A 15,625-nucleotide genomic window follows, 5' to 3' on the forward strand; every position below is an offset into this window, starting at 1 on the left:
TACAGCCTCCGACAACGCAACGATATCCCCTTCCTTCACCGGATCACCGGCCAACATCACCTCTCTTTTAGCCCGTTTCCGGAAGCTTGTCGTCAGAATCTCAAAGCGGATTGATAATAAGCACCGGCGACGAGGACGCCTTCGATAAGGTTTTATGTTGTGGGGAAAGCAGGGACCCCGGCAACCTCGTTTCCTCCCCGGGATTGACCAGGACAAGATCGGTGGCTTCCTCCCGGGCCAGCATGCCGACCGCGGCCGCCACATTCTCCGTTTCGGTTAATGCCAGGCCGACATACACCGATGAACTTTCATGGATCAATTCATAGGATTTCTTGAGGAAATACCGGGTTCTCTCCTTTGAATGGGCGGTCTCAACCCCAAGCAGCTTAAGAGATGCCTGGTTTTTCGAGGCGATATAGGCGCCGTACATCAGCTTCCGGATCGGCAGGAAATGGGTCACCGGGATCAAAATGGAATAAATATGCGTGAGTCGTCTTTCGTAAGGCATGCTTATCACAGGAATATCCGTCTCCGCAGCGATCCTGTCCGGATCGACCTGCATATTCCTGTCCGGACGGCGGTCTTCATCGTGACCGATCAGCACAAGGTCGCACCTCGACTGCTTCACCGTATCGATCATCTGTTGTTCCCATCTCCCCTTCCGGATACTGTAGCGTGCCATCTCTACCGCCTTATTTACAACGGAAGAAGTAGTCGCCGACAAATCCACCGGGACTAAAATATCGTTGAATAAGTTTTGCATTTCCGTAATATAGAGGCCGGTCCTTAAGCCGGGGTTATAGTAGCATTAGAAAGGAATTAGAAATAGCCTGAACCCGGTCGTGCAGAGTAGCCCTCGTTCCTCCGCCGTCGGAAGTTTGATTAGTTGTATATATTAAATACATTTACAATAATGCAACTTGACTATTCCTGATGGGAAAATTCTATTCAACTATTCTTTGGGGCGGCTTGTTGACCGTCCTGCCTTTTGCCGGAAGAAGCCAAAACCGGCAGGATTCCACAGGCCTGGATAGCGCCCGCAGGGACAGCGCTCATTTGGTTGAGAATTTGCTGTTGCAACAGCAAAAACAGGCCCAGCTGGACTCTGCGCTCCGTACGCAACTGGAGGCGGAATTAAAAAAGACAACCGGCGATCAGTTGAAGACCAGGGAGCTCCAGTCTCAACTCAAACGCCTGTTGAACGAGGATTCGATCAGGAAAGTGCAACAACTGCTTCGGATCCGCGCGCTCAAAAAAAATGCAGTGGGCTACCCCGTAGTGTTACATGACGATACCTTATTCCTGCTCTACACCAAGACAGGTTCGTTCAGTGCCGCCGAACGGGCTAACGCCGTTTCGCAACGGATTGAAAAATTGTACAAGGATTATCGCTTCCTGCCCGACTCGCTCAAACTGCTTCCCACCGAAAGCGGCTATGACATCGTGTACCGGGATGACTTTACCATCATGAGCGTCGCCCAACTGGACGCTCTTTGGTTCGACACTTCCGCCGACTCGCTTGCCGCGTCCTACCGCGCCTCGATCATCCGCGAGATCGTACAGGAAAAAAAAGCCAACAGTTTGAAGAACTGGTTCCGCCGTATCGGCTGGACCGCGCTGGTTCTTTTGATCCTTGCCCTGGTGATCGTAGGGATCAACCGGCTGTTTCGCTTCTTGAAAAGTTTCCTCCGGAAGAACCGGGAACGATTCGCCCATGGATTCACCTTCCGAAAGTACCAGCTGGTTACCCCACGAAAACTCGAGCAGTTCGCCTTACAGGTCAGCTCGGTCCTGAAAGTAATGCTGATCCTCCTGGCCGCTTACATCGCCTTATTGCTGATATCGGGGCTTTTTACCGCGACGGAAAAATGGACCGGCACACTGCTCGGCTGGATCCTGACGCCTGCCAGGTCCATGCTGCATGGCTTTATCCACTTTCTTCCGAACCTGTTTACGATCGCGGTCATTTACTTCATATTCCGGTTCATTATACGGGGGATAAAATACCTGTCCGGCGAGATCGGGAGGGGTAACCTGGTGATCACGGGTTTTCACGAGGAGTGGGCGCAGCCGACGTTCAATATCGTGAAATTCCTGCTCTACGCATTTATGGTGGTCCTCATCTTCCCCTACCTGCCCGGATCGTCGTCCACCGCATTCAGGGGAGTATCGGTTTTCCTGGGAGTCCTCATCTCGCTGGGGTCTTCGTCCGCGATCAATAACATCGTGGCAGGTCTCGTGATCACGTATATGCGGCCGTTTAAAGTGGGGGACAGGGTAAAGATAGGGGACGTGACGGGAGATATCCTTGAAAAGACAATGCTCGTCACCCGCATCCGGACCATCAAGAACGAAGACGTCACCGTTCCCAACTCGACGATCCTATCGGCTAGCAGCATCAATTTCTCCTCCAATACCAAGCCCGAAGATACCGGGTTGATCCTGCACACGACGGTGACGATCGGCTACGATGTTCCATGGAAAGAAATGCACAAAGCGCTGATCGAAGCAGCCAAAAGAACCGATTGGGTGGAAAAAACCCCCGACCCCTTCGTATTGCAGACCAGCCTCGATGACTTTTACGTCTCCTATCAATTGAACGCTTATACCAGGGAACCGAATAAGCAGGCGACGATCTATTCGCAGTTACACCAGAATATCCAGGACGCCTGCAACGAGGCCGGCATCGAGATCATGTCGCCTCACTACCAGGCCATGCGCGATGGCAACGCAACCACTATTCCACCCGATTATTTGCCAAAGGACTACGAAGCACCGCCGTTCACGGTGCGGCAGAAGCCCGGTGAAAAAAAATAATTGTACCCTTTAGCCCCGCTCTTCCATAAGTATCTTTCGATACAAGGGAGATGATCTTTAAATTTGTGCCACTCCATCTCTCCAACCTATGCAGAAAAAAAGATTATTCATCGTTTCGAATCGTCTTCCCATCACGATCGAACAAAAGGAGAACGGCTTTAGCAGCCGGCCGTCCTCCGGCGGACTGGTATCCGCCATCACCGGGTATTTCGAAAAGGGCGGCCGGGAAGTATTTTCGGAAACCTTTTGGGCCGGCGTTCCCGGGTGTACGGAAAAGACCTGGGCCATCGCCATGAACAGCCTCGCCGGCTCTCCATACGGGTATTTGCCCATCTTTCTCAATTGGAAGAAATACGAGCTGTATTACAACGGCTTCTCGAATTCCGTGCTTTGGCCGCTGTTCCATTACTTTCCCTCTTTTGTGGACTACAATTCTTCCTATTACGACGCCTGGCTCGACGTGAATACCATTTTTGCGGACAAGCTGGCGCCGCAGCTAAGGAAGGACGATGTCGTCTGGATCCATGACTATCATTTGCTGCCGCTGGCAGGCTTGTTGAGGAAGCGTGTCCCTACGCTGACCATCGGATTTTTCCTCCACATCCCCTTTCCCTCCTACGAACTGTTCCGCCTTATCCCGAAAACCTGGCAGCGATCGATCCTCTCGGGTATGTTGGGCTCCGATCTCATCGGCTTTCATACCATCGACTATGCCACCCATTTTCTCGCTTCCGTCGAAGAGGTGCTGCAGATCGAGCACGACGGGCAACTCATCTGGTGGGAGAACAGGCAAGTGAAGGCCGATGCCTTCCCGATCGGCATCGACTTCGAAAAGTACAACCACGCAGGCGAACAACCCGGAGTTAAGACCATCAGGGAACAATACCTGGGTCTCAAAGGGACTAGAAAACTGATCTTTTCGGTGGACAGGCTGGACTATACAAAAGGCGTGGCCAACCGCCTGAAAGGCTATGAACAGTTTCTCACTTCCTTCCCGGAATACAAAGAAAAGGTGATCTTTGTGCTGGTGATCGTTCCTTCCCGGGACGTTATCATCAAATATGCCGAACGGAAGAAGATCATCGATGAAGCCGTCGGCAATATCAATAGCCGGTTGGGTACCGTCGTGTGGCAACCCATCATTTATAAATACGGCCACCTGTCATTCGAGGAATTGATGGCCCTCTATACCGCCTGCGACCTGGCGCTGATCACCCCCTTGCGGGATGGTATGAACCTGGTGTCAAAAGAATTCGTGGCCAGCAGGAAAGACGGCCGTGGAGCTTTGGTGCTGAGCGAAATGGCCGGCGCCGCCCGTGAACTGACGGAGGCGCTGCTGGTCAATCCCAACGATATCGGCGAAATGGCGGCCTCGATAAAAACAGGGTTGGAGATGCCCGAAGATATCCAGCACGAACGGCTGGCGGAAATGCAGGATCGCATCCGGCGATATGACGTATTTGTCTGGGCAGCCGATTTCTTCCGCGAGCTGACAGCCGTCAAAGAGGAGCAACTGGAGTTCGAGATCAAATTCCTCGATGCCGTAACAAGGGTGGAACTGCTGGATGCGTACGCACATGCCGGCCGCCGCATGCTGTTGCTGGACCACGACGGTACGCTTGTCCCCTTCACGAAATTCCCGGGTGCGGCCGTTCCCACACCGGAGATTCTCGAGACCCTTCGCGCCATCGCAGAGAATCCGCTGAACGAAGTCTATATTGTCAGCGGCCGCGACAGCCGGACGCTCGAAAAATGGTTCGGCGGCATTCCGGTCGGGTTGATTGCCGAACATGGTGCAAAGGTTCGTCACCGGGACGGGATCTGGGAGACCACACTCATCCCGCCGGCAGAAGACTGGAAAACAAAAATGGAAAAGATCATGCAGGGCTATGTCGACAAATGCCCGCACACTTTTATCGAACGCAAGGACTTTTCCATTGCCTGGCACTATCGGAATGCCGACCTGGGTGACGGCGCGGTAAGGGCCCGGGAATTGTATGATGACCTGGTGCGCCCCGCCAACCGGCTCTCACTGAACGTACTCGACGGACACAAGGTCATCGAGGTTCGCCTGAAGGGCATCAACAAGGGCGCCGCCATCAGCCGGATCATCGCCACCGCCAATTTCGATTTTGTTCTTTGCATCGGCGACGACGAGACGGACGAAGACATGTTCAAGAGGCTGGCGACCCGGCCCGACGCATTCACGATCAAAGTGGGCAACGAAGCTTCCTTTGCCAAGTACAATCTCCACAACCCGGCAATGGTCCAGGCGTTGTTACAAACCGTTTCATCCTATGCGCCCAGTCCCCCATCATCCGGCGAAGAGGCCTGACTATCCATAAATATCCTTGGCGATCCTTCCGATGGTCAACCCCTGGACGAGAATGGAAAAAAGGACGATGATATAGGTGATGCTGACGAATTCATCCCGGTGGAAGGCCGCCGGCAAGGACAGCGCCAGCGCTACCGAGATCCCTCCTCGCAGGCCCCCCCAGGTGAGAACGCCGATGGCATGGCGTTCGAATAGAACAAATTTCCGCAACAGGGTCACTGGCGTCAGCACCGACAACCATCGTGCCAGCAGGACTACGATGATCATGATCCCCCCGATAAAAAGGATCGCGTGATCGATCTTCACGATGAGCATCTCGAGGCCGATCAACAGGAACAGGACGGCGTTGAGGATCTCATCCACCAGCTCCCAAAACTTCGACAAATAATCTCTGGTCTGGTCGGACATCGCATGTTTTTTTGCCTCGTTGCCGGTGATAATGCCCGCGACCACCATCGCCAGCGGCCCGGAGACATGGAGAAAATCGGCAAACGAATAACCCGCCATGACGATCGCGATCGTTATGAGTATCTCCACCTTATAGTTGTCCAGGGTCTTCAACACCCTGTAGCCCAACCACCCGAGGATCAGGCCATAAAGGATGCCTCCGCCGGCCTCCTTTAAAAAAAGCAGGCTGATCCCGCCGAAGGAAAGGGGCTGTCCCGGGGATTCGGCGAGCTCGAGCACGGTCAGGAAAATGACGATCGCCACCCCGTCATTGAACAGCGACTCTCCGGCGATCTTGAGTTCCAAGGATTGCGGGATGCCGGCGTCCTTCAGGATCCCCAGCACGGCGATAGGATCGGTAGGCGAGATGATGGCCCCGAATAACAGGCAGTGGATAAAAGGGATCGGCAGGCCAAACAGCTGCAATGTATAGTAGGCAAGCCCGCCTACGATAAACGTGGACGTGATCGTACCCACCGTCGCCAGCACCACTACCGGCAATCCCTGTTCCTTAAGACAGTCGGCATCGATGTGGAACCCGCCCGCAAAGAGCAGGAAGCCGAGCATGATCTTCATGAGAATCGTATTGAAATCGATACCGGCCACCCCATTGCCGATCGCTTCGAGCGATTCGAAATGCGGTCCCAAAAAGACGATCAGCAACGAGGTCAGCAGCGAAATGACCATGATGCCAATGGTCTGCGGCCACCTGATCAGTTTGTAGTTCAGGTAACTGAATATCGCCGCGAGCAGGATCAATACCGATAGTAGCTGATAGAAGGTCATGTTGATTGCTATTTTGCAGGGTGCAGGTACGAATTTACAATGATACTTCGACTTAATGCGTGATAGATTGTCATCGAATATATCTTTGCCAGAAACCGTAGGTTTCGTGGATGCGCCCTCGGGAGATGGAGAAGATGCAGATCAGTGTACCGCAAACGGCGCCGGTAAGGCCTGGGGCCAGACCTCCATGGAAGAACCAGGGCAGGATGGCGACAGCAAGTCCCGCCGGCCAGTTGGCATATCGTACAACGCGGACCACCTCTGCCATGCTGATGACGGAACAAACCACGACGAGGGCGCCGCTGATATGAAAAATATGCGCGGCCATCGTGTCGATTCGGATGTGCCAGAAGCCCGGCGCAAACAATAGCACAACGCCCAGGATCCCCGCGGCTATCACCTCGTCGACCTCAAGCGGCAGCATCGGAAGCATGATCGTGGCGGCCAGGAGGCAGAAGGTACACCAGGATCCGACGGCAACCGGCTGAGACATGACCAGGAATATGTGGACGAGACCCAGCGGGATAACGAGGATGCCGAAGAAAGTCACCATCCAGGGCATGGTACGCCAGCGGGCCGGGCCGCCCATCCAACCCATGAGAAATTCGAAGGTATAAGCAAAGGCGCCGAGCGCCCCATCGGAGATAGGCCAGCTTCGGGACATTGCGGAATTGAGCACTTTTCGGGTCCCGTCCCCAAAAAATGGGTCCCAGGCCTTATCTATGAACCCCAACTGCCAGGCGCCGAGATACCGGGAGACCATCCAGCCGGCGAAACCCAGAACGATCATGACCCATCGCTGGTCCCAGCTGGATGGATTGTAACTCCAGCCGGAAGGCACCTCGGCGCCCATTTTCATATATGCCGTCATATTGGGCATCCCGGGGGTGAGCACGGAAAATGAAATAACAAGGACGCCTACCAGCGTGTCGTTCGCATAGACAAGGGGGACTGGCGACCAAAAGACAAGGGGGGCGGCGTTGAGCCAAACCCCCACCAGGCAACACACCCAGAGACTGACGGGGTGGTTGGGCCTGACCGATCGGAAGCCAAAAAAGATCAGCAGTAAGCCGCTGATCCTGTCCGACCACTCCAGCGCACTGATCCTGGAGGGAAGATCAAGCCAAAGATTCCGGGTTTCATTGATCTCGGTTAGTCCTTTGTGATAACTGAAAGTTGTGGGCATGAGCAGCATCCAGCAACCGAGGACGACGAGCGTCCAATACATCCATAACGTTTGCGCGTGATGCTCACGAAGCTGCTTGCCGGTGTCCGTAGGCTGTATCATGAAGATGGATATGCAGAAATCATGGCTGCTGCCGCGATCCCCCCTGCGCTGAAGGTCTCCAGGGTCGCCGCAAAAAATATACCGCTGAACGGTATTCTTGGGCCGGCCGATTTTCCACCCGTAGGCAAAGTTGCTGTAAAAAAGGACGCATTAAAAACCCCAGGACAGATAATTGCGTCGTATGGCACGATAATTTCGGCCTGCATACGCGATGCATTTGTTTTGACAAAAAGGCAGTCCAAAAGTTCCGGCTTGCCATTCGTAAGCAAGCATTCGGACGCCTGGAACCTCGGCGGGGTTACACGCTGGCAATAGGAAAACGATAACGAAATAATCATCGGGGATATGCAGGACGTAATTTCGGATAACAGGGATACGCGAAATCCCGCCCCGGGTGGCCCGGGCATTTTTTCGCCATGGACCTCCGGTGCAAAGACAGGTATCGGTCGTTCCATCAATGCGATGTCGGCAGTGAGTTTTACAATTGGTAAGGGAGTGCTGAACGAAGTGTATTTCCCGCAGGAAGACATGGCCTGTATACGAGAGTGCATATTTCTGGTTGCAGACGGCGGCCGCTATTTCTCCGACGAACGTACTGCAAACCGGGAGAAGGAGGAGATGGCGGAAGCGGGGATACCGGCCTATATTTTTCGAAGTTGCCCCACCGACAAAGGTTATGTTCTCGATAAGGAAATTGTTTCCGACAGCAACAGGAATACCGTCTTGCAACGGGTACGATTCAAACCGTCGTCGAAGGAGTCGAAACTGTATGTCACACTGACGCCGCACCTGGATAATCAAGGCGCAGACAACGAAGCCTGGGTCGGAGATTTCAAAGGAATGGAAATGCTGTTTGCGCACAGCGGCGGTCTGGCCCTGGCAATGGCTTCCAGTTCCGGTTGGGCGGAGACGACAGTGGGGTTCATCGGTGCGTCCGACGGGCTCACAGACCTGCGTGAAAATAAGAGATTGACACGCTTGTTTGACTATGCAGGGAGAGGGAATGTGCAACTCTGCGCTCGACCTTGTCATTCTGGTGAGTTGGTTATCGCGATTGGCTTTGGGTTTTCCCCGGAGGAAGCCGCATTTAACGCCCGGGCAAGCCTGCTGGAAGGGTTCGGTAAGATATGGAAAACATACGCGGATGAATGGAGACAATGGCTGCGCGAAAAAAAGAAAGGTTGGCGACGCCGGACGGTAAAATCGGAATGGTTACCCGAAAGCGTCGCCGCATTGCGGATCGCGGAGAGCAGGAAATACCCCGGCGGCATTATTGCCAGCCTTTCGATCCCCTGGGGTGAGGCGAGAGGGGTGAACGACGGATTGGGTTATCATTTCGTCTGGCCACGGGATCTTGTCGAAAGCGCCTGGGCATTCCTGGCGCTGAATGCCACGGAAGACGTGATGCGGATCGTTAATTATCTTTTTACAACCCAGGATGCGGACGGAAAATGGCCACAGAACATGTGGTTGGATGGAAGGGCCTGTCTGCAAAAAATACAGATGGACCAGGTTGCATTGCCGATCTTGCTCATCTATTCCTGCATCCATCGGGGTGTGATCTCCGGGAACCAATGGCGCAAGTTCCTGCCGGGAATTCGGCGGGCCGCCCTCTATCTCCTGAAGTATGGGCCGTTCAGCCAGGAGGATCGATGGGAGCAGCAAAGCGGTTTTTCCTCCTTTACCATCGCGGCCGTGATTGCAGGGCTGGTAGCGGCTGCCAGGCTGTTCGAACAGGCCGGCGATACGTCGTTGGCGACGGAATGCCTTAGGATGGCCGATGAATGGAACCAACGGATAGAGGAATGGACTTTCGTTCGCGGCACGGACACCGCCCGCCGATGTCGCGTAAGCGGCTATTATATCCGGGTAAACCCTTTCGATGCTCCGGCGGAGGAAGTGAAACAACGGCCGCTGCACATTCATCACCGCCCTCCGGGAAGCGACGAAATGCCATTGGGGGAGATCGTGTCGGTGGATGCGCTGGCACTGGTGCGTTTCGGCCTGCGGCGGGCCGATGACCCGCGTATCCTCGACACGATACGGGTCATCGACGATCAACTGAAGAACGTGTTGCCGGGCGGTCCCTGTTGGCACAGGTTCAGCTGCGATGGATATGGCGAGAACGATGCGGGGGAACCCCTCGGGCGCTATGGCAAAGGACGGTGCTGGCCGCTGTTGACAGGAGAGCGCGCCCATTATGAGATCGCGGCCGGGCGTTGGAGGAAAGCAAAAAAGCTATTTCGGGCCATGGAGGCCTTCAGCCACAACGGGTTTTTGGCGGAACAGGTTTGGGACGCTCCGGACATCCCGCAACGAGGATTGTACTGCGGGAAATTCACCGGATCGGCGATGCCGCTTACCTGGGCACAGGCGGAATATATCAAACTCGCCGTATCGCTGCGGGAAAACCGGATATTCGACTTGCCGTCCGCTGCCGCGAGGCGGTATTTAAAGAGTTGATAGAGCGGGAATTTTTTACGCTGGGGTCAACCTGCCCCAATATGAAATATATTCTACGCCACAGTTTTCTAATGGGATTCTAATGTTGAAGACTTGCCAGGCTGCGAACGATGCGGGTAACTTTGTAGTACTCCTTCGATCACTCGTCATTTCAAATGTGGGCCTATGAATAACTTTCTTGGTTATACGTTCTGGGGTAACCCGGTCAGGAACTGGCTGATAGCCGTGGGATGCATCTTGGTGCTGTTCCTGTTTATCCGCCTGTTCAAGAACCTCCTGCTAAAAAAGATGCACGCCGTAGCAGCCCGTACGGCTTCCACCCTCGATGATCTTTTTGTTGCCGTACTCGAAAAGACCCTCGTGCCGGTGGCTTATCTGTTCTCGATTTATGGGGGGATTAAGATACTCGATACCAACGCCCGGGCCGATAAGATCATCGATGGAGCCGCAATGGTAGTGCTCACCTGGGGGGTGGTTCGGCTGGCGACATCGATGCTGGGCTTTTCTTTTCGCCGGTATATGCTGCGCCAGCCGGGGGAGACCAGGGAGAAACAAGGTCGTGGCATTCTGATGATCTTCAACATCCTTCTTTGGATCGTTGGTTTTGTTTTCCTGATCGACAACTTTGGTTATAATATTACCACGATCATTACCGGTCTGGGAGTCGGCGGGATAGCGATCGCCCTGGCGGCCCAGGCCATCCTCGGAGACCTTTTCAGCTACCTTGTCATTTTCTTTGATAAGCCTTTTGAGATCGGCGATTTTATTATTGTCGACGACAAGATGGGCAGCATCGAGTACATAGGCATCAAGACCACCAGGATCCGGACGCTCAGCGGCGAGCAATTGATCTGCAGCAACAGTAAACTGACGGGCTCCTGGGTGCACAATTACAAACGAATGGACCTGCGAAGGATCGTCTTTTCCTTTGGCATCATCATTCATACCCCCGTGGAAAAGGTGAAGCTGATCGGCGGCTGGATCAAGGATATCGTTCAGGCTCAGGAAAAGGTGCGGTTCGACAGGGCGCATTTTTTGAAATTCGGCGAATCCAGCCTCGATTTCGAGGTGGTATACTACGTGTTGGATGCGGATTACAATCTTTACATGGATATCCAGCAGGCGATCAATCTGGGTATCATGGAACGCTTCGAAAAAGAAGGAGTTTCCTTCGCTTTTCCGGCAAGAACGATTTTCATGCAGAAACCGGATCAATTGTCCCTCCATCGCGAGAATAGGTCGGAGGATGCGCATCACAATTGATGATACCCGATATTAGAATGGCATTAGAAGCGATGGCACAGAAATTTCGGCAGATTATTTATTCAATCCCTTCAGTAAATTTTCTGCATATGGCCCGGTTAGTCAGCGACTTCCTCGTCGATCGATTACATCAGTGGGGCATCACCCATATTTTCGGCTCCCCTTTCGGCATCGATAAAACATCTTCGTATGACACCGTTATTATTGGAAAGCAATTTAAAGACATGCATTGAAGGCGAAGTCCGCTTCGACACGGGAAGCCGCGCCGCGTATGCAACGGATGGATCGAATTATCGACAGGTACCCATCGGCGTGATCGTACCCAAAACGAGACAGGATATCATCACGGCCGTACAGAAGTGCCGGCAACTGGGAACACCGGTGTTGTCGAGGGGAGGAGGAACCAGCCTGGCCGGCCAGTGCTGTAATGTCGCCGTCGTGATCGATATGTCGAAGTACTACAACAGCGTTCTTGCCGTGGATGCGGAAGCGTCGACCGTGACCGTTCAGCCGGGTATCGTGCTGGACGCGATGAAAAAAGTTACCGAAGAACAGTATGACCTCACCTTCGGACCTGATCCGGCAACACATACCCATTGCACCATCGGTGGGATGTTGGGAAACAACTCCTGCGGGTCACATTCTGTAATGGCTGAGAATTTTGGCCCCGGATCACGGGTGTCCGACAACACCGGGCGGCTGACGGTGCTGACGTACGATGGCGTGGTGATGGAAGTCGGTCCGACTTCGGAAGAGCAACTGGAGGCGATCATTCGCGACGGCGGGCGAAAGGGCGAAATTTATGGCCGGCTCAAACAACTACGCGACAAATACGCCCCGCTGATCCGTCAGCGCTTTCCACAGATTCCCCGCCGGGTTTCAGGGTATAATCTCGACGAACTGCTGCCCGAGAAGGGTTTCAACGTGGCCCGCGCTCTCGTGGGCACCGAGGGAACCTGTGTCGTGATCCTGGATGCCACGATGAAATTGATGCCAAGACCGCAGGCCCGAAGCCTTCTTGTCCTCGGCTATCCGGATGTGTTCACCGCGGGGCGGCACGCTCCCGTCGCCATGCGGCATAAACCGATCGCGCTGGAAGGCATCGACGACCAATTGCTGCAATTCATGGAAAAGAAGGGCCTGAATACCGACGATCTCAGTTTGTTGCCGGACGGCAAAGGCTGGTTGCTGGTTGAATTCGGAGGACGATCGAAAGAAGAGTCGGATGGCAAAGCACGAAAGTTGATGGAGGAACTAAAGAGCGACAAGGAGCATCCATCCATGAAATTATATGACGATCCGCAGCAGGAAAAGCAGCTGTGGGAGATACGCGAGTCCGGCCTGGGGGCAACGGCCTTCGTTCCCGGGATGAAAACGGCCTGGCCCGGTTGGGAAGATTCGGCTGTACATCCCGATAAGGTGGGCGACTACCTGCAGGACCTGCGACAACTTTTTGATAAGTATGGGTATAAGGCGGCGCTGTACGGTCATTTTGGGCAGGGATGCATCCATTGCCGGATCGACTTCGACCTGCTGACCAGGGAGGGTATCGAAACCTACCGGAATTTTACAAAAGAGGCGGCGCAACTGGTCTTGCAGTATAACGGTTCGTTGTCCGGCGAACATGGGGATGGACAGGCCCGGGCCGATCTCCTGGAAATGATGTACGGACCGGAACTTATCGAGGCCTTCCGCGAGTTCAAGCGGATTTGGGACCCGGAGTGGAAGATGAATCCCGGAAAGGTCGTCGACGCCTACGGGCAGACGGCGAATCTGCGGTTGGGGACCGGTTATGCACCCCCGGCGCCATTGACCCATTTCCGTTTCCCCGACGATCAGGGGAATTTCAGTCACGCGACCTTGCGTTGCGTCGGCGTGGGCAAATGCCGCCGGCACGAAGCGGGGACGATGTGTCCGAGTTATATGGTGACACGGGAAGAGGAACACTCTACGCGGGGAAGGGCCCACTTGTTGTTCGAGATGTTGCAGGGCGACGAGATCAAATCCGGTTGGAAAAGCCGGGAGGTGAAAAAGGCGCTGGACCTTTGCCTGGCCTGCAAAGGTTGCAAGGGGGAATGCCCCGTAAACGTAGATATGGCGACTTATAAGTCCGAATTCCTCTCGCATTATTATAAGGGAAGACTAAGACCCCGGTCGGCCTATGCCTTTGGATGGATCTTCTGGTGGGCCCGCCTGGCTTCCAACTTTCCCGGCATCGTGAACTTCCTTACCCACAATCGGTTGACCGGATTTCTCGCCAAAAAGCTCGCCGGTATAGACTCACGGACAACCATTCCCTCCTTCGCCCGGCGAACCTTCCGCGATTGGTTTAGGAGACGGCAGGTATCCCTAAATGGTATTGCCGATAATTTCCAACGGCCGAAGGTTATCCTCTGGGCCGACACCTTCAATAATTTTTTCCTTCCCGAAACATTGGTGGCAGCCACGGAGGTGCTCGAGGCCGCAGGCTACGATGTGGTGGTGCCAAAAAAAATACTTTGCTGCGGCAGACCGTTGTACGACTTCGGGATGTTGAACACTGCCAAACGCCTGCTGAAAGAGGTCCTTTGGGAGCTCCGCGAGGAGATTCGCGCGGAGGTGCCCATCGTCGGCCTGGAACCGAGTTGTGTGGCGGTGTTCCGAGACGAACTGAGAAACCTTTTTCCTGTAGACGAAGATGCCAACCGGCTCGGGAAGCAGGTGTTCACCCTCGCCGAATTCCTCCAAAAGAAAGCGGCTCATTTTTCCATTCCTGCATTCCCCGCCAAAGCGCTCTTGCACGTACATTGCCATCAAAAATCGGTGCTGGGAAAGGAAAGCGAGGAAGCATTATTCAGGCAGATGAAACTGGACTATACTCCATTGGACTCCGGCTGCTGCGGCATGGCAGGGTATTTCGGGTATGAGGCCGGTCGGCCGCATGAAGTGGGCCTGGCCGCGGGCGAACGGGTTTTGTTACCTGCCGTACGAAAGGCCGATGCACGCACGGTGATCATCGCCGACGGCTTCAGCTGCCGGGAACAGATTGCCCAGCATACGGACAGGAAAGGACTGCACACCGCACAGTTATTGCAGATGACGCTGCGGCGCGAGAACAGTCAAATGGGCTATGCGGAAAGGAAATATGTGGATGGCATGAAGCTGAAAGATCCCAATGCCGGGAAAAAGGCGGCAGGCATCTTGCTTGCCGTCGGGTCGGTCGCCCTGATCGCGGTGGCGATTGCCAGAGGTAGAAAATAAAAGCAACGACAGCCTGTGCAAAGCGGTCCCGTCATAGTATCCCTGCTGAATATCCGGCTGCCGCCGATGTTCCGCCCGGCATCCCCCGAGGCCCGGCTGATCGGCAGCATCGGAAATGGCTTCCTGCTGGCAGCAACGGCCATCGCCCTGCTGGTCATCTTTCTGACTGTTTGGATCACCCGGCGTTACGGGCAATCCAGGCGCCCCGGCGAACCCTCCCAGGCGCCGGCCGGCCGCTGGCTGGAGATCCCAATGATCGGCGGACCCCTACTCATCGTCATCGCCTTTTTCTTCTGGTCCATGCGCGCAATGAATGCGGTGCTCCCGGAGAGAGAAGGCCGGGCAGCGGATGTGGTCATCACCGGCCATCAGTGGTTTTGGGAGGTGAGCTATCCAACATCCGGCGTAGTTACCGCCAACGAGGTTCATTTGCCTGTTGGGAAGCGATTGTTGTTGGAACTCAACAGCGCCGATGTCATTCACGACTGGTGGGTGCCCGCACTTGGCGCCAAGATGGATATGATTCCCGGCCGAAGCAATCATCTATGGCTAACGGTGCAGGACTCGGGAAACTACCTGGGAGCGTGCAGCGAGTTTTGCGGCCAGCAGCATGCCTGGATGCGCATTCGGGTGATCGTCCAGCCGGAGCGGGAATTTCAGCAATGGCTGGCGGCACAGTCGGCCCCAGCACCGGCGCCGCAGGATAAACTCGCAGAGAGCGGGCGTTCGCTTTTTCTCACCGCTACCTGCAGCAACTGCCACCGGGTGAAGGGTACTGCCGCGACCGGCCGGGAAGGACCGGATCTGACCCATTTGGCGAGCCGGCAGACATTGCTGGCCGGCAGAACGGACAACGATTCGGCGTCGCTGTATCGATGGCTGATGGACCCCCAGAAATTGAAACCGGGCGCCCGGATGCCGAAATTCCATTTACCGAAAGATAGCATAAAGGCCCTGGTAGCCTGGCTAACGCATTTAAAATAACG

9 protein-coding genes are annotated in these 15,625 nt (G+C 54.6%); 6 read left to right on the forward strand and 3 right to left on the reverse strand.

The features are described 5' to 3' along the window. Positions 1–100 precede the first annotated feature (100 nt). A complete protein-coding gene (locus VHE34_RS03485) occupies positions 101–763 on the reverse strand; it encodes a hypothetical protein (RefSeq protein WP_325584625.1) in 663 nt (220 codons plus the stop codon). Between the two features lie 170 nt (positions 764–933). On the opposite strand from VHE34_RS03485, the gene VHE34_RS03490 reads away from it, so the two are divergent. After that, complete coding sequence (locus tag VHE34_RS03490; RefSeq protein ID WP_325584626.1) at positions 934–2,817, forward strand: mechanosensitive ion channel family protein; 1,884 nt, start codon at positions 934–936, stop codon at positions 2,815–2,817. Positions 2,818–2,905: 88 nt separating this feature from the next. Next, positions 2,906–5,152 carry a bifunctional alpha,alpha-trehalose-phosphate synthase (UDP-forming)/trehalose-phosphatase gene (locus VHE34_RS03495; RefSeq protein WP_325584628.1) on the forward strand — a complete coding sequence of 749 codons (2,247 nt, stop codon included), beginning with the start codon at positions 2,906–2,908 and terminating at the stop codon, positions 5,150–5,152. Here the strand turns inward: VHE34_RS03495 and VHE34_RS03500 are convergent, their stop codons facing one another. Continuing rightward, positions 5,153–6,385, reverse strand: a complete 1,233-nt coding sequence (locus tag VHE34_RS03500) for a sodium:proton antiporter (RefSeq protein ID WP_325584631.1) — start codon at positions 6,383–6,385, stop codon at positions 5,153–5,155. 70 nt (positions 6,386–6,455) lie between these two features. Next, positions 6,456–7,673: a vitamin K epoxide reductase family protein gene (locus VHE34_RS03505; RefSeq protein WP_325584633.1), complete on the reverse strand. Its 1,218-nt coding sequence runs from the start codon at positions 7,671–7,673 to the stop codon at positions 6,456–6,458. Positions 7,674–8,018: 345 nt separating this feature from the next. Between VHE34_RS03505 and VHE34_RS03510 the strand changes: the two genes are divergently transcribed. The 4 genes from VHE34_RS03510 to coxB all read left to right on the forward strand — a co-directional run bounded on the left by VHE34_RS03510 (position 8,019) and on the right by coxB (position 15,623). Then, on the forward strand, positions 8,019–10,136 hold the full coding sequence (locus VHE34_RS03510; RefSeq protein ID WP_325584635.1) for a glycoside hydrolase family 15 protein: 2,118 nt from the start codon (positions 8,019–8,021) through the stop codon (positions 10,134–10,136). Positions 10,137–10,301: 165 nt separating this feature from the next. Continuing rightward, on the forward strand, positions 10,302–11,399 hold the full coding sequence (locus tag VHE34_RS03515; protein WP_325584637.1) for a mechanosensitive ion channel family protein: 1,098 nt from the start codon (positions 10,302–10,304) through the stop codon (positions 11,397–11,399). 189 nt (positions 11,400–11,588) lie between these two features. Continuing rightward, entirely contained in the window at positions 11,589–14,639 is a 3,051-nt protein-coding gene (locus tag VHE34_RS03520) for an FAD-binding and (Fe-S)-binding domain-containing protein (protein ID WP_325584639.1), read from the forward strand. A gap of 15 nt (positions 14,640–14,654) precedes the next feature. Then, a complete protein-coding gene (gene coxB, locus VHE34_RS03525; protein ID WP_325584641.1) occupies positions 14,655–15,623 on the forward strand; it encodes a cytochrome c oxidase subunit II in 969 nt (322 codons plus the stop codon). Positions 15,624–15,625: the final 2 nt, after the last annotated feature.

The organism is Puia sp., from assembly GCF_035546395.1.
In the GTDB taxonomy this organism is placed as follows: domain Bacteria; phylum Bacteroidota; class Bacteroidia; order Chitinophagales; family Chitinophagaceae; genus Puia.